This window comes from Vreelandella maris, assembly GCF_013371085.1.
Lineage (GTDB): Bacteria > Pseudomonadota > Gammaproteobacteria > Pseudomonadales > Halomonadaceae > Vreelandella > Vreelandella maris.
Genome location: NZ_JABWCV010000018.1, coordinates 46523 through 66258, shown reverse-complemented (window position 1 = coordinate 66258; position 19736 = coordinate 46523). Strand labels below are relative to the sequence as shown.

Genomic DNA, 19736 nt, shown 5'->3' with positions numbered 1-19736 from the left:
CAAGATGAACTCAGGTACCCTTGATCCGGTAACACTCGAAGTGTTGAAAAATGCCTTCGCCACCAGTGTTGACCTGATGAGCGAACAGATTCTGCGGACCTGTTATTCGTTTGTGATTTATTCCCGCGACTTTTCTTCCGCGCTTTGTGATGCCCAGGGCAATACCGTTATGCAGGGTAGTGGCGATATTGCTGTACATGTAGGGACGCTACATTTTCAGTGTAAGGCGGTATTGGAAGAGTTTGCCGACGACATCAAGCCTGGGGATGTTTTTGCCATCAATGACCCGTATCGGGGGGGGACCCACCTTAACGATGTCAGCTTCATACGACCTATTTTCGTTGCAGACGAGATTATCGGTTTTGCCCAAAATAAGGGGCATTGGGCGGATATCGGAGGCAATGTTCCGGGGTCATTTGATGTCAATGCCAGCACGCATTTCAGTGAAGGTCTGCGGATTACTCCTGTAAGAGTCTGGCGTGAAGGTACTTTCCTGCATGATGTGGCTCAATTGCTGGTTTCCAATACACGGGCGCCCAGTCAAGCTTTAGGCGATCTGCATGCCCAGGCAGAAGCGACTGCAGTATGTGAGCGTGAAGTTCTGCGCCTGGTTGATAAGTACTCCAAAGAGACCGTGGTCGGGGCCATGCAGGAAACACAGGATTATGTAGAGCGTATCGTGCTGAAAAGCTTAGCGGATATGCCTAAGGGTGAATGGGAAACCGTTGATTATATCGATGCTGATCCTGCGTTGGGTGAAGGCATGGTGCCGATCCGAATCAAACTGAAGCTGGACGGTAATGGCATCCACTATGACCTGACTGGGTCGGCTCCAGTGGTGTCTACCTTCCTCAATTCCGGCTATGGAACAACTCACTCGGCCATTTATGCAGGCACCAAGACATTTTTCCCAGATGTGCCGCTGAACTCCGGTTTTTATCGTGCGGTAAAGGCAAATATCGGCGAAGAAGGCACTGTGGTTAATGCTGGTTGGCCTCACGCGGTGACGGGTTTCTGTTCCGGGCCTTACGAAAAGATCATGAACGGGATCTTCGAGTTGTGGAGCGGGATCATGCCAGAACGAGCCATGGCCTGTGCCTTCAATCTAGAGTACCTACTTATTGGCGGTAACGACCAACGTACGGATAGCACCAGCTATTTCATGTGGTATGACTGGATGGCTGGTGGTTGGGGTGGCCGTCAGACAAAGGACGGTTCGTCGGCGACGTCCCCTGTTTTCGGAACAGGCCTTGCTGTGCAGCCAGTCGAGGGACAAGAGCGCCTCAACCCTGTGCTGACAATGTGTCATGAAATTAGCATGGATTCAGGTGGGCCTGGGCGTTTCCGTGGTGGTTGCGGCGTTCAAAAAGGTGGAGTGCTCACCAAGGTTGACAAAACGGTGATGAGCTACTGTTGCGATCGCGGTCGTTCAGTGACCTGGGGTGTCAATGGCGGCTTACCTTCTGTGCCTCATGGGGTGTGGATTAATAAAGGCACGCCAAAAGAAAAATACTTGGGCGCGACCTTCTCCAATGTCTCCGTCCATTCCGGCGATACGTTTACGCGCCCATCTGCGGGTGGGGGCGGTTTCGGTGATCCGCTACTGCGCCTCCCGGAAGAAGTGTTAGAAGATGTCATCGATGGGTACGTCTCGGTGGCTCGCGCCGAGCTTGACTATGGGGTGATTATTAACGTCAATGATCCAGATATTGATGATTACACAATAGACAATGAAGGCACTTCCAAGGCACGGGAGCAGATTCGTAATGAACGCCATCAATGGTTACAGACACCACCAGAGCAAGTGGCGAGCCGATACCGTGACGGAGATCTGGATGTACTGGATGTAATTCGGCGTTATGGCGTAGTGCTTGATTGGGGAACTGGCGAATTACTTGAGAAGTCCACCCAGCAATACCGTGAGTCAATGAGCCGACGTTCATCGGACCATTGGAGTTAAATCGCTATATGGCTATTAGCGTAAGCTACTGTGGCGAATGATCAAGCCCTCGCCGAACGTCGGCGAGGGCGCTCCTGACTCGATGATGAGACAAACAACATGAACAATGCCAGCATCGATAAAATGTATGCAAGCAGCATGCTAACGTCTTTCTCGCAGGATCGCTGGACACAACTGATTTCGCAGACGTATTTTCCCCTGACTTTGAATTATGGAAATCCTGAAGCGCGCTTTCAAGGGTCTCTTAATGTGTGGAGAGCTGAAGATAGTGACTTCTCACTGTCGCGGCTGCGTTCTTATAAGGCAGAGTATTCGCGCTCTCAATCACAGATAGCCCAGGATGACCATTCCTCTTTTTTGGTTACTATTCCTCTACGTACCCACGTGTTTTTTTCTCAACATGGCCGAAGTTTGAGTTGCCCACCGGGGCATTTTATCGTCGAGCAGGGTGATGCACCGTACCGTTTTGGCTACGAATCACCAAATGATATGTGGGTGTTCAAGGTTCCCGGTCAATCGATGAAGAACCGAATTCGCAGGCCGGAGCGTTACTCACAGCATTGCTTTTCAGCAGAAAAAGGTCTTGGCTGCGCCTTCGTAGAGTTCCTGATGATTTGCTCCCAGCGAGTAAATGAATGCTCTATCAATGACCAGAACTGCTTGTTCGAGCAGGCGTTGAGTATGTTGTCATTGGTACTGGAACAAGATGAGCGAGTGTTAAGTAGTGATCAGTCGCACCTTAAAACTGCCCACCTGATGCGAATCGAGCGCTATATTTCAGCCAGTCTTGGAGACCCTGAGCTGACACCGGCTCGCATTGCTCAATATAACGGCATTTCGCTACGTTATCTGCACAAACTGTTTTCCGGCTCAGGCTATACCGTACGTGAATGGGTAAAAATACAGCGTCTTGAAGCAGCGCATCGGGATCTGGAAGCATCGCCAGCAGGTATCAATATTGGCGAAATCGCTTATCGGTGGGGGTTTTCCGACCAGGCACAGTTCAGTCGAGTATTTAAACAACACTTTGGTTATCCCGCCCGTGAGTTGCGCGAACAGAAGACCTGAAGTGATTAACTGGTATCTACAATATAGAGGTTTTTCATGAGCAGACCGCAAGCACGCAGTCACCAGCAAATCGATAACGACCAGGTCATTGTCACCCGCTGGGATTTCGCTTCAGGTGCGGAAACCGGTTGGCATCGTCATGCCCATGATTACGTAATTGTGCCAATCCATGACGGCAAGATGCTGTTGGAAACGCCTGAGGGTAACCGTGAAGTGGCGTTACAAGCTGGCGTTTGCTACAACCGGGTGGAAGGCACCGAGCATAATGTGATCAATAACGGCGATACTGCGTTCTCCTTTGTTGAAGTCGAGCTTAAGTAGCTTTTAGCTGGGAGGTTGATAATGCCGCGTGCAACCAATTCGCCTGCACAGCCAAGAAAAAGGAGAGTCTGCATGATCATCATGATCAAGACACTGGATGAAAGCAATCGCCCGGCCTGGGCAGCACTGTATAAAGATTATGCGAACTTCTATGGTATGCCAATGACTGACGCTACCCTTGAAGCTGTTTGGGGATGGGTTCAGGCCGGAATCAGTTTGCAAGGTCGAGTTGCAATGAATGAGGCGGGTGAAGTTGTTGGCTTGATGCACTTCAGGGCCATGCCATTGCCCCTTCGCGGTAGTGAGGTCGGTTTTCTGGATGATCTTTATGTCGCACCTGAACATCGCGGTAGCGGGGTCGTAAACGCTATGTTGTCGGCCTTTAAAGAGGAAGCCCTCGCCCATGATTGGCCTTTTGTGCGTTGGATTACTCGTGAAAAAAATTACCGTGCCCGGACCGTTTATGATCGCAGTGCTGACCAAACCGACTGGGTGTTATATCAAATGAACTCAATAAATTATAAAATTTCTTTTGATTTGATTTTCATGAGTTCGAAGTAGAAGTTTTTGCTCTCTCAGATGTAGTGGGCTTTTGACTATCCATACTATCTTATTGAGCACCTATACCTGGCGACCCAAGTGCTGTTGCCTCATGGCGAAGTTCCGGAGTTGGCCAAGGGTCAAATCGGTCTGAATACCAGACGCGACAAAATCACGCATTGTGCCTAATGGATGCCATTAACGGTCATAGATCGTCATTAATTGGTGATGAGGTGCTTGAGTCTTATCTGCTAGTGTCTTTGTATAGTTATGATTTATAAGAAATATTCGAATTTTAAAACTAGCGATAAAAATATTGAGCATGAATCTAAACGGCCTCCGAAGCCGAGGGTCGCAGGTTCAAATCCTGCCTTTACTCTGATGGATCTTTGTTCTTTATGCGCGATAATTTTGCATAATCACTTAGATTACCAAGTTTTATATAATTAGTGATTGTGGCTTCGTCAACTTGCCGGTGCGGTAACCGAGCAGTGGCTCACCGGCACCGCTCGCTAAGACGTTCTAGCTGTGTGCAAGTCAAAGTTTGAGCATGGGCTGCTGTTTTTACCTCAGCGAACTTCAGGCTATTAACCGCAAACCCCTCCGATTAGAACGTCCCAGGATAGGCGCCGCCATCGAGCAGAATGTTCTGCCCGGTCAGGTAGCCTGCATGTTCGCTACACATAAAGGCACAGAAAGTACCAAACTCCTCGGCGGTGCCGAATCTCCGTGCAGGAACCCCTTGGGCACTCTGCTCGCGTACCTGCTCGATATCTTGCTGACTCTTCTCGGCGACCATCTTGAAGTTGCCACGTAGTCGGTCGGTATCGAAGGAGCCGGGCAGTAGGTTGTTGATTGTGACATTGTGCGAGGCGAGTTGCGGTTGGCGAGCAAGACCCGCGACGAAGCCGGTTAGTCCGCTGCGCGCGCCGTTGGACAGCCCGAGAATGTCTATGGGGGCTTTTACCGCGCCCGAGGTGATATTGACCACGCGACCAAATCCGTTGGCGGCCATATGGTCTACCGTGGCCTTGATCAGTTCAATGGGCGTGATCATATTGGCATCCACGGCCTGTATCCACGCCTCACGATCCCAGTCGCGAAAGTCACCCGGTGGTGGCCCGCCGTTATTGTTGACTAGAATATCGACTTGCGGACAGGCGGCAAGCAATGCCTCGCGTACCTCCTCGTGCCCGATATTCCCAGCCACGGGGCGAACCTCGATGGCTGGATTAAGTGCCCGCAACGCGTTGGCGGTCTTTTCGAGTACCTCGGCATTGCGTGAATTAATGGCCAGGTTAACGCCCTCTTTGGCTAGCGCTTCGGCGCACCCTCGCCCCAACCCTTTGGATGCTGCGCACACGACGGCCCAGCGTCCCGTGATTCCAAGATCCATACCATGTGCTCCTTTGTATTCGCTATTTGGGCTCACCGTGACGAATAGCCACCGTCTACCGGTAAAAGTATGCCCGTTATAAAGTTAGCGCCCGGGGAGGCCAAGAACAGCGCGGGCCCGGCGAGGTCGTCGGGTTTGCCCCAGCGGCCCATGGGCGTGCGCCCGACGAGTTCCGCCGAGCGTTCGCTATTCTGGGTGAGCGCTGCCGTCAGGTCGGTGGCAATCCAGCCAGGCGCAAGGGCATTGACGCGAATGCCATCGGTAGCCCAGGCGATCGCCAACGACCGTGTGAGTTGTGCCACGCCGCCCTTAGAGGCAGAGTAGGCTGGGGCATGCCCGCTGCCAAAAAACGACAGCATTGAAGCGGTGTTGATAATACAGCCACCCGTTGCCTTGAGGGCCGCATGCGCGGCATGGCAACAGCGCTGGGTGCCGTTGAGGTTGATATCGATGACCTCAGCAAAGCCTTTGGGCGTGAACTCCTTGCCATCACGCTGGATAACGCCAGCGCAGTTCACTAGCACATCCAATTTTGGGAACGCTTCAAAGAAGCGCTCAACCTGGGCAGGGTCACGCACATCGAGTTGGTGTTGGTTGGCTACGCCTTCGGCTTGCTGTTTGCTAGCAGGCTCAATGCCGGTGACGTGGACTTCATCACCCTGGTCGGCAAACGCCAGCGCAATCGCCCGCCCGATGCCGGTAGTACCACCAATAACAATAACAGTCTTCATATCGCTCCTCTTTAAAACGTGAAAAGGGGGTTAGGCCACGAACATGGGTCGTTTAAGATGAGGTAGCTGCCGCACGCGCCCCCCAGGCCGAGCGCACGCTTGAGACGATAATGGCCAGCCACACTAGTAATGCGAGCCCGCCCAGCATGGCAGCGATAGGGCGTTCGAAGAGCACCAGGAGTTCGCCGTTGGCTTTAATCATTGAGCGCATAAAGTTGCTCTCCACCACTGGGCCGAGAATTACCGCCAGAATCATGGGCCCGATGGGGAAGTCGTTCTCCACCAGGAAGTAGGCCAGCAGGCCCAGCCCAAGCATCAGCCAGACATCCAGCAGACTGTTGTTGGCGGCGAAGGCACCGACGATGCAAAACAGTAAAATGAGCGGGTAGAGCACGCTGGAAGGAACTGCGAGGATATGGCGTGCGCCGCGAATGGCGAGCATGCCAAGAGGTAGTAGCAGCAGGTTGGCCAGGATGAACACGATGAATATGGCGTTGACCAAGGTGGCGCTGGAGGTGAAAACATCTGGCCCTGGTGTAATGCCTTTCATCATCAGTACGCCGATAATAATGGCGGTGATAGTGTCACCAGGAATGCCGAACACCAGGGCAGGAATGTAGGCACCCGAGAGCGCGGCATTATTTGCCGAGCTAGCCGCGACCAACCCTTCGGGATGCCCGGTGCCATACTTTTCGGGCGTGCGCGAGAGTTTGCGTGACAAGGCGTAGCTGATCCATGAAGCGATATCGGCCCCCGCCCCGGGCAGTGCGCCGATCAGCGTGCCGAGCACGCCACTACGCGCGATCCCTCCTTTGTATTGCCACATTAGCCTGCCCACGCCGCTAAATGGCTTTTCCACCGGCGGAGGCGGAGGAAAATGGGTGTGGCCGATTTCTGGCATGCGTCGCAGCAGCTCAGCGATGGCGAACAGGCCAATCAGTACCGGCAGAATTGAGATGCCGCCGAGCAGATCAGAGATGCCGAAGGTAAAACGGATCTGGCCTGAGACCGAATCCATGCCCACCATCGAGATCAATAGGCCTATCAGCATCGAGATCGCGCCCTTGAGGGGATCTGCACCAGATACCAGCACGGCGCAGGAAAGCCCGAGCAGGGCCAACCAGAAGTATTCGTCGCTGGTGAAGCGAAGAGCGAAATCAGCCACCAGTGGGGCGAAAAATACGAGAAATGCAACGCCGATGAGCCCGCCGACGACTGAGCACGCCAAGTTTACTCCGAGCGCTTGGCCGATCTTTCCCTGACGGCCCATCAGGTAGGCTTCTTCAGTGTAAGCAGCTGAGGCGGGGGTGCCAGGTATACGGAGCAGGGCACCGGGTATGTCGCCAGCCACGATAGCCATAGCCGTGGCGGCTACGATAGCGCTGATCGCTGGAAGCGGTTCCATGAAAAAGGTGACCGGTACGAGCAAGGCGGTCGCCATCGTTGCGGTCAAGCCTGGAATGGCGCCTATCAGCAGGCCAAATAGCGAAGCGCCGAGGATCACCGCGAGGACATCCCAGGCAAACACCATGCCTAATGCTGCGTGTAGTTCCGCCATTAGTAGATCACCTCTTCGAGAATGCCCAGATCAAGTGGCACATGCAGCAATAATGCGAAAACGCTCCATACCACCGCACTTGCCACAATGGCGACGATAATGGCCATCCCCCAGCGGCCGCCGGACAGCCAACCAATCAACAAGGTGAGCATTATGGGCGCGACCAGCGGGAAGCCGAGCAGCGGCGTTAGCAACACGTAACCAGCGACGGCGGTGATAGCAGCGAGCAGGCATATTAAAGTATGCGACGGCGTCACCTGCCCCTGCCAAAGGAACAGGGCGCCACGCTGCTGCCAGCCGCGAAGTGACAGTAGCAGGCCAAGCCCAACTAGAAAGGCGCCGATGATGGTGGGAAAAGTGCCAGCCCCGTAGGGCTGGCGCGCTATCGGCGGGAAATCCTTGGAGGCCCATATAGTAATGGCGCCAAGCAGCGCCATTACCAGCCCCATCAAGAGGTCGTTGATGCGCATGGTGTTACTCTGCTAGGCCCAACTTGTCGATTATTTCACCGTTATTTTCGTCAGCTTCAGCCATAAAGTCGCGAAAGCCTTCCGGGCCTTCCCACTGCATGCCGAAGCCCTGATTGGTCATGAACTCCTGGAATTGGTCAGATTCGTAGACGGCTTCTGCGGCTTTCGCCAGGGTATCGACGACATCATCGGGTAATCCTTCAGGGCCGATCAGACCACGCCATGTACCCGCCGCCCATTCATCGCCGGTGACTTCTTCGGCAGTGGGAATGTCAGGGAAGGCATCAAGGCGCTCGTCGGCGAACACGGCGAGCGTTCTTACACGCTCGGCACTGCGCATGGATTCAGCTTCGGGCAGCGAGGAGAACACAAAATCCACACCACCGGCAGCGAGTTCCTGAAGGCCGGGGGCAGCACCTTCGCTGGGGACGAGTGAAACAGTGTTGGGATCAATGCCCTGCTGGTTAAGGAAACCAGTGAATGCCAGATGATAGGCAGCGCCTGGTGCAGAGCCGGAGACAGTGTATTCGTTGGGGTTGGCTTCAATGTCTTGCAGGGCGCTATCGAGGTCTTCCCACTCTGATTCGGCGCTGACGTTAAACGCCGCGGCATCAAGGTTGATCAGCGCAATCGGCGACAGATCCTCATACGAGATTTGAGAGCTGCCAATGTGTCGATAGGTAGTAATCTCTGCGGTCACTAGGCCAAGGGTGTAACCATCCGGCTCGGCGTTGGCCATGACCGTATGGCCCACCACTCCGGCGCCGCCGGTGCGGTTCACCACATTGACCGTTTGCCCAAGCTCTTCCTGCAGCCCGTTGGCCAATTGGCGGGCCACCGCATCGGTGCCACCACCCGCTGACCAGGGGACGATCAGTTCAATCGGTTTTTCGGGGTAGTCAGCTTGAGCACTGCCGGTTGATAAGGCGAATGCGAGTAAGCTAACGGATATGGCTAGCGGGGTTTTGTTAAACATCATGAGAGTGCTCCGTGTCATTTTGTAGTTTTGTTTTTGGCGTTAGAACCTTAAATCATGCATTTTGTCTAGGGCGAATGTTTCGCTTCAGCGAATGAACCGGTCGACATAGTCACGGCCGAGCCCACAGGCTTCATAATGCTTACGACACATGTCTATCTTGGTAAAAACATCTTCGTAACCTAGGTGCTTGCCCCATGGGTCGACGTAATACATTACGCCGTTGACCTGGAAGAGAGTGATCATTTCCTCGACATCCTCGTCGACAACCAGTGTGTGAGTCTCGCCTGGAGGTTCGTAGACGTAGCTGCCCTCCGTGGCCTCCCAGTCGTGCTCTAAATAGCGCCATTTGCCTTTGAGTACCATGCCATGCACCGGGTTAGGATGACGGTGGCGGCTAAGTACGCCGGACTTGCGAACGCGCAGCAGGTTGACCCAGTAGCCTTGTGACACGTTTAGGCACAACGGTCGGAAATCAACGTTTTCCGCTTGCGGCACCCAGATTCGTTCATCCTGGGGGAGGGCATGCGGCTCGACAATTTCAAGTGCGGCCTCGGCAGGTTGCGGATATTGGTAAGGCATTCGTTGATGATCATCAGCTTGAACCGGCATATTTCCTCCGTCCGCTATGTGGACATATTGATCATAATATGGACAATATGTTTTAAGGTAAGAGTCCAGTCGCGATGCGTCAATGGGCCGTGACAGATTGCTGATTAGACATTCGTATTATTTGAAGAGGTAAGCAATGATGGTTGACGGCGAAGAAGGAGTGCCCCGGCCCGGCGTACAGGGGGCCGCCGCGGTAACAAAGGGCCTACGCCTGTTACAAGTGATAGCTGAACTTGGCAGCGAAGCGACCATCCGTAATATCCAGGCCCATCTAAGGATGCCACGGCCTACGGTCTATCGTTTGCTAAACACACTTGAACAGGAGCGCTTTGTTGAACGTAATCCAGTGGGTGGAGAGTACGTGCTGGGTCGCTCGCTGCTTCGTCTCACCCAGCAATCGCTGGCGCGCAGTAGCTTGCAGGAGCGCGCTCGGGCTACCTTGCGCGCCATCGGTAAGCAAACTGGCGAAACGGTGCACTTGGGCGTGCCGTTTGGCTGCCATATGACCTTTGTGGATAAGGTTGAGTCGCCTGAAGCAGTTCGCATGGCCTCTTACATCGGAATGCCAGTACCCATGCATTCCACCTCGGTAGGTAAGGCGTATCTCGCCACCCTCGACGAAGCCACCCGTGAGCAGTACCTAGCTCAATTGACGCTAGAGCCCGTCACATATCGCACCTGTACGACGCTTGAGGCGTTGCGCAATGAGCTCACGGTGACACGAGAACGTGGTTACGCAATCGATGACGAGGAAAATGAACTAGGCATTATCTGTTTCGGTCAGGCAGTTCGCGGCGGCGATGGTCGAGTTGAAGGGGCTATCAGCGTCAGCGTGCCACGCTATCGACTGCCTGATGATGGGCAGCAGCGTATCTTAGAGTGTATCCGTTCGCTATGTCGTGATGCTGGTTTGGTGTGACCCCGACATTAACACCAGCAAAGAGCTGGCAATACCAACTTACTCAACGCAGCGTATGCCCACGAAATGGTTTAGGTTGTGGTGCCGGATCAAGAAGAGCTTCTAAAGCAACGGCAATGGCTAATAGCTTCGAATCGTTATTGCCAGGGCCATTTAATTGCAAGCCTAGTGGCAAGCCATCCGAATTTGTTCCCATTGGTAGGGTGACGGCGCACCAATCGAAATAATTGGCGGGCTGGGTATTACGCGTCATACCCATCGCAGCCTGCATCGCCATGTCAGGATCCTCTAATTCACTCAGCTTTTGCGGTGGTGCCTGAGTGGTTGGACTAACAATTATATCGACGTTATCAAACAAAGGGTCAGCCGCCTCAATATGACACTGTCGCTCTTCAGCCAGCGTTAGGTAATGATGGGCCTTGATACCAATACCCTTATCAATACGTGCACGAATAATAGGATCTATGAGCTCCTTATGTTTCAGAAAGAACTCCTCGCCCAGCCACGCCAGTAAGTGAGCGGGCATGGCGACGGGGAAATAGCGTTCGCGACCATCTACATCCGGGACATGAACGTGAGTCTGCTTAGCGCCATTCCTTTTAAAAACGGATAGGGCACGATCAAATGCGATTTTCATCTCCGAATCGACACCCTCAAGGAAGTAATTATCTGGCACACCCAGTGTCAGCTGGTCAGGTGTTATCGGAGTCTGATGAGTTTGTGAAGAGGGGTTGATTCTGTCATTCAGCGCATGAAAAGCAATGGAGGCATCCTGTGCGGTTCGTGTGAGCAGACCGATGGAATCGGTATTAGGCTCCAGTGGAAAGGCGCCGTCAGTAGGCCATAGGCCCACCGTGGTCTTTAAGCCAAACAAGCCGCACATCGCTGCGGGAACTCTGACTGATCCCCCTGTATCACTGCCTATGGATAAGCCACACAATCCTGAGGCAAGCGCGACCCCGGCACCAGAGCTAGAACCACCAGGAAGACGATGCTGCTGGGCATCCCATGGATTCCAAGGCGTGCCACGAGGCTCGGAGTGGCCCGTTATGCCGAGCGCAAACTCTACCATCCGAGTGGTTCCCAGAATTACACAACCTGACGATTTCAACGCACGAATGAAGGTTCCTTCACGTGTACCCAATTTGTCCTGAAGAGGCAGGTTGGAGCCAGCATGTGGTGTTATTCCATCAACAATGAATAGGTCTTTCACCGATACCGGCAACCCCATCAGCGGTCCCAGGTCGACCCCGTTGGCCAGCAGCATATCCATGGCGCGCGCTGTGGCTAGAGCACGAGTGGCATTTACTGTTTCATAGGCGGATACCAATGGATCCAATATTTCAATACGGGCTAGATACGCACTAACCGCCTGCTCTGAGGTGATATCTCCTCGGCGCAATGCGTCAGCGAATCCAGCGATTCCCAGTGACGCGACTGGGTCCGATGGGAGATTCATGGATGCTCCTTATTCATTGTTTTAGGGGTGATAGAGGTAGATGGTTTGAATGACAGTGGTTACCGTTTAATGAAGTTGGCTTGCTAACGTTTGTAAGCTTGGTCTATACATAATTTAGTCGTGAATAATCGAAAAGATACTAAAAAATCGACTAAATGTCCTTTTATAGATCTTATCAAGAGGCAATATAATGAAAAAATTAATCGCTATCGCTTCAATGTCCCCCTGGCTTCTGGCGGCTCCCGCTGTATTAGCTGATATCGAAGTCGGTGTCATTAATAGCTTGTCGGGTCCCTTCGCCGCCTTTGGTGAGCGTTACCAAGCAGGAATGGAAGTCGCTTTGGAGGAAATCAACGCAGGCGGTGGGGTGAGGGGAGAACCTCTGACATTGTCCGTGCAAGATGACCGCTCTGAAGCTACCAGTGCGTTGGCAGCGATCGAATCACTTAATCGACAAGATGTTCCCTTGATTATGGGCTCCTATGCATCAAGCATTACTGGGCCGATGGCACAGCTAATGACCCGCCAAGAGATTCCGCTCATTGTGCTCGGTAGCGCAGACAATAGTATTACCAAACCTGGTTCGCCCTGGGTATTCCGTGCCAAGCATAACTCAACGATTGTAGCTGAAAGCTATTTCGACTATTTCGATTTCCTTCGTGAACAAGACGATAGCTTGGAAACCGTCGCCATGCTGTATGGCAATGGTGCTTGGCCGGCGTCGCTTGCCGAGGAGGGTGAACGTTTAGCGGAAGAGCGGGGCTACGAAGTCGTGGGCAATCAATCCTACGATCAAGGCACCTCTGATTTTCGACCCATTCTGAACCGTTTTCGTTCTGAAGAGCCCGACCTGCTCTATGTGGTTGCCTACGCGGAGGATGGGGTAGCTATTGCGCGTCAGATGCGTGAGGTGAACCTAAATGCCAAAGCCGTGGCTATCGACACCGGCGCCGCCTTGCCTAGCTTCGTCGATCAGGTAGGTGATCTTGCTGAGTATGTGGCCACTGTCGTGAGTTGGAGCAAGGATGTTCAGTACGAGGGCGTGGAAGATCTTTATGAACGCCTAAAAGCCAAGACGGGTGAGGAGCCCACCTTCTACGAAGCAGAGGGTTATCTGGCACTTCGAGTTGCTGCTGATGCGCTTGAACGCGCCGAGTCCCTTGAGCGAAGCGATGTGAGGGATGTGTTAGCCGAGACCGACCTGGATACACCAGTTACCCATGTTGCCTTTGAAAGCTTCGATGGCTTCCAAGGACAGAACCCGATTCGCAGCCTTGTACTGCAGATCCAGGATGGTGAACACGTCACCGTATTCCCGACCGACCTGGCTGCAGAGGATGTTCGGTACCCGACACCGGTATGGGACGAGCGCTAATCGCGACGCCTGCATGGCACAACTAGAGAGGTCATAATGTTTGACTATGTATCCTTTTTGCAGAATCTGTCCAATGGGGTGCTGATTGGTGGAGTCTATGCGTTGATTGGAGTAGGGCTGACGCTGGTGTTCGGGGTGATGAAGATAATCAACTTCGCTCACGGGGACTTCGTTATTCTGGGCATGTATTGCGCGGTGTTGCTCAACTCCTTACTTGGCTGGGACCCCTATCTGTCTCTGCTTGTTGCCATGCCTCTTGGTTTTGTGGCTGGGGCATTACTTCAGCGATTAGTGCTCTCCCGCTTAATGGAAGCACCGCCAGAAAGTTCGCTCCTGGTCACCCTTGGGCTAGCCCTGGTTATTGGCAATATATTGTTACTGACCTTTGGCGCCGAGCCCAAGTCTGTCAATGTGTCGTATGCCTCCAGTACGGTTTCCCTGGGGGAGGTCAGCTTCTCAATGATCCTACTCCTGGCCGGCCTGGCAACGATGGTGGTTATTGCCGGACTCTATACGGTACTCAACCATACGGAACTTGGCCGTGCCATTCGTGCCACTGCTGACAATCGTTTGGGTGCCGAACTTGTCGGTATCAATACCCGATGGATTGAAGCCGTGGTCTTCGGTATTGGCATGGCACTGGCGGTAACCGCAGGTGTCGTGCTGATTCCGCTGCTGTTTGCCACACCGACATTTTCAGGTGCAATTTTCACGCTCAAGGCCTTTGTGGTCACCGTGCTAGGGGGGCTGGGTAATATTGGGGCTGCCATCGCCGGTGGTCTATTGCTGGGGGTGGTAGAAGTGATGGGCGCTTCTTACCTCACTTCGGATTATCGAGACGCCTACGGTCTACTGGTCTTCCTATTGATATTGTTGCTAAGACCTGAGGGCCTATTCGGTAAAACGGTGAAGCGCGTATGAAAAAGCATTACATCATTTTTGCCGGATTGGTGATGGTGGGAATTCTCTATCCTCAAATGTTCCCCGGGTATCTATCGGTAGCCATTACATTGTTGTTATACGCTGGCTGGGCCACTGCCTGGGACATTCTGGGGGGGTGGGCCGGTCAGGTGAGCTTAGGCCATGCTAGCTTCGTGGGGCTCGGTGCCTATTTCGTTGCAGTGGGAACTGCCCACCATGAGATAGCGCCTTGGTGGTCGATCCTAATGGCGCTGGTTGCTGCTGCTATGTTGGCCTACTTATGGGGACGCCTGACTTTTAAGCTCAAGGGGCCTTACTTCACACTATCCACTATCGCCATTGCTGAGATCTTTCGACTGATCGCCATTAATGAAGGTTGGTTGACCGGCGGCGCGACAGGGGTCTTTATCATGACACTGCCGGAACCCTTTGGACTGGATCTCTTCTCTCGCCAGGTCAACTACTATCTGGCGCTGGCATTCGCAGCGATAACCGTCTTGGTCGTGATGCTTATATCGTGCAGCAAGTTCGGCTACCAGCTTCGCGCTGTGAGGGAAGATGAAGATTCCGCCATGGCATCAGGAATCAACCCCACCACCGTGAAGCTGAAAGCGTTCATGCTCTCCGGTGCATTGACGGCGCTTGGAGGGGGGATCTATGCGATCTTTCTCTCCTTCATCGAACCACACATTATCTTTTACCTATTGTTGTCGGTACAAATAGCCTTAACAGCCATCATCGGTGGCCGTGGAACCATTTGGGGGCCTTGCGTAGGGGCGCTATTGATCGTGGGTTCAGGTGAGATATTCCGTACTACGTTTGCAGAGGCCAACATGCTTATCTACGGCTTGTTGATAATGGTCGTGGTTATTTTCATGCCTCGTGGAATCGTTGGCGAACCAGCGCGTTACTTGATCAGGAGGGTTTATGCCAAGCGCGCTCAAGGCTGATGGCATCACCGTATCGTTCGGCGGTGTAGTGGCTGTAAACGATGTTTCTCTGGATGTCGAGCAGGGTAAGATTCTCGGATTGATTGGGCCTAATGGTGCGGGTAAAACCACGTTATTCAATGCCCTTACGGGCTTTGTTACCCCCCAGGCAGGTCGCATTTACTTGCATGGCAATGAGATCACCCGCCTTCCACCGTATATGCGTACCCGTGTTGGTATTGGCCGTACGTTTCAGACAGAAAGACCCTTCGAAGAACTGACATTGCTTGAGAATGTCCTGGTAGCAGCCTTCCTTAAAGAGCCTAAGCGCAAGAAAGCCGAACAATTGGCCATGGACGTTCTGGAAAAGGTTGGCCTTGCTGATCGCTATGATCAACCGGCCCTAGATCTGAACCTAGCCAGGCGACGACGTTTAGAGCTGGCTAAAGCATTAGCTGTCCAACCTAGCGTCCTGTTTCTTGATGAGATGATGGCCGGTTTAAACCCACCGGCTCTAAAGGAAATGATCGAATTTGTGCGGCGATTGACTGACCAAAATCTGACCATCGTGATGGTAGAACACATAATGGAAGCCATCATAGAGCTATCGGATCATGTGATTGTCATGGCAAACGGCAGTGTGATTACCGAGGGTTTACCACGTGATGTGATCGAAGATCCACGCGTCATTACCGCCTATCTGGGAGAGGACTGATGTCAGATCAAGCGGATAATGTACTGAGTATCCAGAATGTCGATCTTGGTTATGGTTCATTAAAGGTGGTCTTCGACGCCTCGTTGACGGTCAAAAGTGGCGAGCTGGTGGGTTTGATCGGCGGTAATGGCAGCGGCAAATCAACCATTCTTCGAGCAGTGTCAGGGATGATTAAGCCCTGGAAAGGAACCATCCATTTTGATGGACAAGAAGTTTCTGGACGTAAGCCGCATGAGATGGCGCGAGTTGGGCTTGCCCATGTACCGATGGGGCGTCAACTGTTCGGCAATATGACAGTACACGATAATCTGTTACTGGGGGCCTCACTGCCCGCAGCACGTGACCGTCGTGACGAAAACCTGGAGAAAGTTCTAACGCTCTTTCCTGATCTCAAAAAGTACGCTCGTGAAAAAGCAGTGCAACTTTCGGGTGGGCAACAGCAGATGGTGGCAATTGCTCGGGGGTTGATGCTTGGTCCTAAGATGCTCTTGCTGGATGAACCTAGCCTGGGATTGTCGCCACTATTGGTCAAGGATGTGATGGCGGCCATACGCCGGGTAGCCGATACCGGAATGCCTATTTTGTTGGTCGAACAGAACGTTAAACAGGTACTACAGGTGAGCGATCGCGCTTACGTACTGGAAAATGGCTATCAAGTTCTGGATGGGCCGTCTAGCGAACTACAGGACAATGAAAAAATTAAGAAGGCCTATCTAGGGCTATGATAGACAAAACTAAAACCCGCTGAGTATGCCCAAGGAGCAGCATAATGTGGGGAATCTAATTAAGCCAGTGGTGCCAATCTAGAGGCATCGCTCCGGTTTCTCTGGCCGCTTATTTGTTACTTGGCCTCATACTGTAAGCGATAAGTCCTGCGACAAGCCGACAGACGTCGTTATCGCAGGGTTTAAATTGGGAAGCGCCATACTTAATTACTAAATTGAGTAATATGCTCTACAAAGCGTCGCACCTTAGCGAGCTCCCCTAAGTGCTCTGGATAAACGAGATAATAAGCACTCTCACTGAGTAATCTATATGGCCAGGCGACTGAAAGTCTGCCACCTTCCAGTTCTTCATCTACGGTAAAGTGAGGAACCAACGCGACTCCTCCGCCTGCCATTGCCGTACGCACAAGCATAGGAAAGGTCTCGAAGCGAGTACCATGATAGCTACGGTCAGTGATGATCTCTTGGTTTGCAAACCAATGGTGCCAAGCGTCAGGTCGGGTCGAAAGATGGAGTAGAGGTAATTGAGTTAAATCATCCACCGAATTAATGGGGTGCTGAGCCAGTAATTCTGGAGATGCAACCGCGACCATATCCTCGTCAATGAGCTTATGACACGCAAGGCTGGGCCAACTTCCATGCCCATAAAACAGTGCGATATCTATATCTTGTTGTTCAAGATCAAAATCCTTTACCCGATCATGAAACTCCAAGCTAATGCCTGGATTGTCCGCTAGAAATGCTGGCAATTTATTTGCCAGCCAACGGCTACCGAAGCTCGGTAACGTCGCGATTTTAAGGACCTCGCTATTTCCGCTGTAGGTCATTATCGCTTGAGTCGACATTTCAATCTGAGTGAGAACTTTACGCACGTCACTTAAAAAGATGGCGCCTTCTGGCGTAAGCAGCAGGCTACGTCGCACGCGACGAAATAGCTTATGTTGCAAGGTAGTTTCGAGGTGAGCGACTTGTTTGCTGACAGCACTTTGCGTGAGGTTTAGCTCGTCCGCGGCCCGAGTAAAACTCATATGACGTGCTGCCGCTTCAAAGCACTGCATAGCCGCGGTAGATGGAAGGTTGCGTGATGCCAAACCAGTCGCTCCTGATAACCTAAAAGCCGCCCCGGAGACTAAGCACCGGGGGGAAGCTAGGCTTTTAAAATGGTTCATTAGGCGAGCGACGCTGCTTCCTGAAGTTTGTCAGGCCGGCGTAATTGGAGCCAGCCAACCAATCCCATGGCTAATAAGCCGAAGCCGCTGGTTAGCAACTCAGGAACCACCATAGCAAGCCCAGCTCCGAACAGTACCAGACGCTCCCAAAAGAGTGAATCGCGTACAAAGTAACCCAGTAGCGCGCTGCTTACTCCCATAATCCCTGCAAGTGAAAAGAACAATGCGCTTAAAAGCCCTAGCGGCGTAGGTTCAACCATTACCAGCATGGGATTATAAATGAAGGCGTAAGGAATAATGAACGCACCAATCGCCAATTTAACTGCAGTGAAACCGGTCTTCATCGGGTTGGCTTGCGCAATGCCTGCGCCGGCAAACGCTGCTAAACAAACGGGGGGCGTAATATCGGCAATAATGCCGAAATAAAAGACAAACAAATGCACCGCCATTGGCGGAAGGCCAAACTCATTAATAAGCGCCGGTGCAGCAATCGTAGCGGTGACCACATAGTTTGCCGTTGTGGGTAATCCCATGCCTAGAACAATACAGGCAATCATCGTGAATAAGAGCGCAAGTATCAAAACGCCATCAGCCAAGCTAATAATCCCGGCGGCAAATTTTGATCCCATACCTGTCATACCTACCACGCCAGCGATAATGCCTGCGCAAGCCACAGCTGCGATCACTGGCAGTGCCACACGCGCACCTTTTTCGAAGATAACTAATATATCTTTTAATGAGGGGCGTGTTTCTTTGCGCGCCAAACTGACAGCAAAAGCACATGCTATCCCCATTAGCGCTGCTCGTTGTGCTGTAAAACCAACGCTAATGGTCGTAATAATGACGAGCAAAGGCAGCAGCATGTAGCCTTTTGACAGTATGAGCTTACGTTTGCTGGGCAGTTGATCTTTAGGAAGGCCTAGAATGCGATGGCGCTTGGCTTCGAAATGAACTCCGATAAAAATACTAGCGAAATAGAGGATGGCGGGAATCAGAGCCGAGAACATGATTTCACGGTAAGAAACGCCTACATACTCCACCATTATGAACGCCGCCGCGCCCATTAAGGGTGGCATGATTTGTCCCCCCGTAGAGGCTGAAGCTTCGACTGCTCCCGCTACCTCGGGTTTAAAACGGGCATTTTTCATCATGGGTATGGTGAAAGAGCCAGACGCTACGGTGTTGCCAATAGAGCTCCCCGAAATCATTCCCTGCAAAGAGCTTGCTATAACGGCTGCTTTGCCGGCGCCGCCGGTAAAGCGCCCGGTTAACGCAAAAGCTAAGTCATTAAAGAATCGACCTACTCCGGTATGCATCAGGACAACGCCGAAAAACAAAAACAAGAAGATAAAGCGCGCCGATATTTGCAGAGGCGTACCAAAAACGCCGCTTTCTCTGAACCATAAGTAGGGGGACACCTGCTCAAGAGAGAAGCCTGGATGAGAAAGCAAAGGGCTTGGTATTAAATTGCCAAACAGCGCATAGAGTATTGCCAACGTGGCCATGACAACGATTGGCATACCTACAGTACGGCGAGTCGCTTCTAGTACAAACAGCACGCCGAGTGCCGCAAGCGTTAGATCAAAGGCTGAATAGCCTGTGATCCTTGCACGAAGTACTTCTTCGTAAAATAGTATCTTATAGTAGGCGGCAAAGGTTGCGGCGAATGCGAGTAGTACGTCATACCACGGCACTCCATTACGCCTGCCCGCGCCGCGCGTTGCAGGGAATAGAATAAAGATCATCCCCAAAGCAATGCCTAAGTGAACAGCGCCTTGCTGCTGCGACGGTAGCGTACCAAAATAAGCGGTATAGAGATGAAAGCATGTCAGGGATACACCCATTAGGGTGATCAGCCATCCCCACTTACCTAGTTGTAGTGCCGAACGTAT

19 protein-coding genes are annotated in these 19736 nt (G+C 52.5%); 10 read left to right on the top strand and 9 right to left on the bottom strand.

Annotated features, from left to right (window positions below):
- Positions 1 to 4 precede the first annotated feature (4 nt).
- The 4 genes from HUO07_RS15270 to HUO07_RS15255 all read left to right on the top strand — a co-directional run bounded on the left by HUO07_RS15270 (position 5) and on the right by HUO07_RS15255 (position 3910).
- Positions 5 to 1960: a hydantoinase B/oxoprolinase family protein gene (locus HUO07_RS15270; protein WP_217908920.1), complete on the top strand. Its 1956-nt coding sequence runs from the start codon at positions 5 to 7 to the stop codon at positions 1958 to 1960.
- A 99-nt stretch (positions 1961 to 2059) separates the two neighbouring features.
- Positions 2060 to 3028, top strand: a complete 969-nt coding sequence (locus HUO07_RS15265) for a helix-turn-helix domain-containing protein (RefSeq protein WP_217908919.1) — start codon at positions 2060 to 2062, stop codon at positions 3026 to 3028.
- A gap of 36 nt (positions 3029 to 3064) precedes the next feature.
- Positions 3065 to 3349, top strand: coding sequence for a cupin domain-containing protein (locus HUO07_RS15260; RefSeq protein WP_176304264.1), 285 nt, complete (start codon positions 3065 to 3067; stop codon positions 3347 to 3349).
- A 72-nt stretch (positions 3350 to 3421) separates the two neighbouring features.
- Positions 3422 to 3910 carry a GNAT family N-acetyltransferase gene (locus HUO07_RS15255; RefSeq protein ID WP_176304263.1) on the top strand — a complete coding sequence of 163 codons (489 nt, stop codon included), beginning with the start codon at positions 3422 to 3424 and terminating at the stop codon, positions 3908 to 3910.
- 586 nt (positions 3911 to 4496) lie between these two features.
- Here HUO07_RS15255 and HUO07_RS15250 read toward each other — a convergent pair.
- The 6 genes from HUO07_RS15250 to HUO07_RS15225 all read right to left on the bottom strand — a co-directional run bounded on the left by HUO07_RS15250 (position 4497) and on the right by HUO07_RS15225 (position 9632).
- Positions 4497 to 5285: an SDR family oxidoreductase gene (locus HUO07_RS15250; RefSeq protein WP_176304262.1), complete on the bottom strand. Its 789-nt coding sequence runs from the start codon at positions 5283 to 5285 to the stop codon at positions 4497 to 4499.
- Positions 5286 to 5317: 32 nt separating this feature from the next.
- Complete coding sequence (locus HUO07_RS15245) at positions 5318 to 6016, bottom strand: SDR family NAD(P)-dependent oxidoreductase (protein ID WP_176304261.1); 699 nt, start codon at positions 6014 to 6016, stop codon at positions 5318 to 5320.
- Between the two features lie 52 nt (positions 6017 to 6068).
- Positions 6069 to 7574: a tripartite tricarboxylate transporter permease gene (locus HUO07_RS15240; RefSeq protein ID WP_246286709.1), complete on the bottom strand. Its 1506-nt coding sequence runs from the start codon at positions 7572 to 7574 to the stop codon at positions 6069 to 6071.
- On the bottom strand, positions 7574 to 8044 hold the full coding sequence (locus tag HUO07_RS15235) for a tripartite tricarboxylate transporter TctB family protein (RefSeq protein ID WP_176304260.1): 471 nt from the start codon (positions 8042 to 8044) through the stop codon (positions 7574 to 7576). Before HUO07_RS15235 ends, HUO07_RS15240 begins: the two co-directional genes overlap by 1 nt.
- Positions 8045 to 8048: 4 nt before the next feature.
- Positions 8049 to 9023 carry a Bug family tripartite tricarboxylate transporter substrate binding protein gene (locus tag HUO07_RS15230; RefSeq protein ID WP_176304259.1) on the bottom strand — a complete coding sequence of 325 codons (975 nt, stop codon included), beginning with the start codon at positions 9021 to 9023 and terminating at the stop codon, positions 8049 to 8051.
- Between the two features lie 84 nt (positions 9024 to 9107).
- On the bottom strand, positions 9108 to 9632 hold the full coding sequence (locus tag HUO07_RS15225) for a 2,4'-dihydroxyacetophenone dioxygenase family protein (protein ID WP_176304258.1): 525 nt from the start codon (positions 9630 to 9632) through the stop codon (positions 9108 to 9110).
- A 136-nt stretch (positions 9633 to 9768) separates the two neighbouring features.
- Between HUO07_RS15225 and HUO07_RS15220 the strand changes: the two genes are divergently transcribed.
- A complete protein-coding gene (locus HUO07_RS15220; RefSeq protein WP_176304257.1) occupies positions 9769 to 10551 on the top strand; it encodes an IclR family transcriptional regulator in 783 nt (260 codons plus the stop codon).
- Between the two features lie 43 nt (positions 10552 to 10594).
- On the opposite strand, the gene HUO07_RS15215 is transcribed toward HUO07_RS15220, so the two are convergent.
- On the bottom strand, positions 10595 to 12010 hold the full coding sequence (locus HUO07_RS15215; RefSeq protein WP_176304256.1) for an amidase: 1416 nt from the start codon (positions 12008 to 12010) through the stop codon (positions 10595 to 10597).
- A gap of 190 nt (positions 12011 to 12200) precedes the next feature.
- Between HUO07_RS15215 and HUO07_RS15210 the strand changes: the two genes are divergently transcribed.
- The 5 genes from HUO07_RS15210 to HUO07_RS15190 are packed head-to-tail and all read left to right on the top strand — an operon-like array spanning position 12201 to position 16675.
- Entirely contained in the window at positions 12201 to 13385 is a 1185-nt protein-coding gene (locus HUO07_RS15210; RefSeq protein WP_176304255.1) for an ABC transporter substrate-binding protein, read from the top strand.
- A gap of 36 nt (positions 13386 to 13421) precedes the next feature.
- A complete protein-coding gene (locus HUO07_RS15205) occupies positions 13422 to 14306 on the top strand; it encodes a branched-chain amino acid ABC transporter permease (protein WP_176304254.1) in 885 nt (294 codons plus the stop codon).
- The gene (locus HUO07_RS15200; RefSeq protein ID WP_176304253.1) at positions 14303 to 15256 is read left to right on the top strand and encodes a branched-chain amino acid ABC transporter permease; all 954 of its coding nucleotides are present in this window, start codon (positions 14303 to 14305) and stop codon (positions 15254 to 15256) included. The genes HUO07_RS15205 and HUO07_RS15200 overlap by 4 nt, the downstream gene beginning before the upstream one ends.
- Positions 15234 to 15950: an ABC transporter ATP-binding protein gene (locus tag HUO07_RS15195; protein WP_176304252.1), complete on the top strand. Its 717-nt coding sequence runs from the start codon at positions 15234 to 15236 to the stop codon at positions 15948 to 15950. The genes HUO07_RS15200 and HUO07_RS15195 overlap by 23 nt, the downstream gene beginning before the upstream one ends.
- Entirely contained in the window at positions 15950 to 16675 is a 726-nt protein-coding gene (locus HUO07_RS15190; protein WP_176304251.1) for an ABC transporter ATP-binding protein, read from the top strand. The genes HUO07_RS15195 and HUO07_RS15190 overlap by 1 nt, the downstream gene beginning before the upstream one ends.
- 203 nt (positions 16676 to 16878) lie before the next feature.
- Here HUO07_RS15190 and HUO07_RS15185 read toward each other — a convergent pair whose 3' ends face one another.
- The gene (locus HUO07_RS15185) at positions 16879 to 17766 is read right to left on the bottom strand and encodes a LysR substrate-binding domain-containing protein (protein ID WP_176304250.1); all 888 of its coding nucleotides are present in this window, start codon (positions 17764 to 17766) and stop codon (positions 16879 to 16881) included.
- 77 nt (positions 17767 to 17843) lie between these two features.
- On the bottom strand, positions 17844 to 19697 hold the full coding sequence (locus tag HUO07_RS15180; RefSeq protein WP_340162504.1) for a TRAP transporter permease: 1854 nt from the start codon (positions 19695 to 19697) through the stop codon (positions 17844 to 17846).
- Positions 19698 to 19736 lie beyond the last annotated feature (39 nt).

Bases quoted from the DNA above. Each gene is read 5' to 3' on its own strand.
- HUO07_RS15240 (WP_246286709.1), bottom strand. From the start codon at position 7,574: ATGGCGGAACTACACGCAGCATTAGGCATGGTGTTTGCCTGGGATGTC.
- HUO07_RS15210 (WP_176304255.1), top strand. From the start codon at position 12,201: ATGAAAAAATTAATCGCTATCGCTTCAATGTCCCCCTGGCTTCTGGCG.
- HUO07_RS15195 (WP_176304252.1), top strand. From the start codon at position 15,234: ATGCCAAGCGCGCTCAAGGCTGATGGCATCACCGTATCGTTCGGCGGT.
- HUO07_RS15235 (WP_176304260.1), bottom strand. From the start codon at position 8,044: ATGCGCATCAACGACCTCTTGATGGGGCTGGTAATGGCGCTGCTTGGC.
- HUO07_RS15255 (WP_176304263.1), top strand. From the start codon at position 3,422: ATGATCATCATGATCAAGACACTGGATGAAAGCAATCGCCCGGCCTGG.
- HUO07_RS15260 (WP_176304264.1), top strand. From the start codon at position 3,065: ATGAGCAGACCGCAAGCACGCAGTCACCAGCAAATCGATAACGACCAG.
- HUO07_RS15215 (WP_176304256.1), bottom strand. From the start codon at position 12,010: ATGAATCTCCCATCGGACCCAGTCGCGTCACTGGGAATCGCTGGATTC.
- HUO07_RS15200 (WP_176304253.1), top strand. From the start codon at position 14,303: ATGAAAAAGCATTACATCATTTTTGCCGGATTGGTGATGGTGGGAATT.
- HUO07_RS15265 (WP_217908919.1), top strand. From the start codon at position 2,060: ATGAACAATGCCAGCATCGATAAAATGTATGCAAGCAGCATGCTAACG.
- HUO07_RS15190 (WP_176304251.1), top strand. From the start codon at position 15,950: ATGTCAGATCAAGCGGATAATGTACTGAGTATCCAGAATGTCGATCTT.
- HUO07_RS15205 (WP_176304254.1), top strand. From the start codon at position 13,422: ATGTTTGACTATGTATCCTTTTTGCAGAATCTGTCCAATGGGGTGCTG.
- HUO07_RS15220 (WP_176304257.1), top strand. From the start codon at position 9,769: ATGATGGTTGACGGCGAAGAAGGAGTGCCCCGGCCCGGCGTACAGGGG.
- HUO07_RS15225 (WP_176304258.1), bottom strand. From the start codon at position 9,632: ATGCCGGTTCAAGCTGATGATCATCAACGAATGCCTTACCAATATCCG.
- HUO07_RS15245 (WP_176304261.1), bottom strand. From the start codon at position 6,016: ATGAAGACTGTTATTGTTATTGGTGGTACTACCGGCATCGGGCGGGCG.
- HUO07_RS15250 (WP_176304262.1), bottom strand. From the start codon at position 5,285: ATGGATCTTGGAATCACGGGACGCTGGGCCGTCGTGTGCGCAGCATCC.
- HUO07_RS15230 (WP_176304259.1), bottom strand. From the start codon at position 9,023: ATGATGTTTAACAAAACCCCGCTAGCCATATCCGTTAGCTTACTCGCA.
- HUO07_RS15270 (WP_217908920.1), top strand. From the start codon at position 5: ATGAACTCAGGTACCCTTGATCCGGTAACACTCGAAGTGTTGAAAAAT.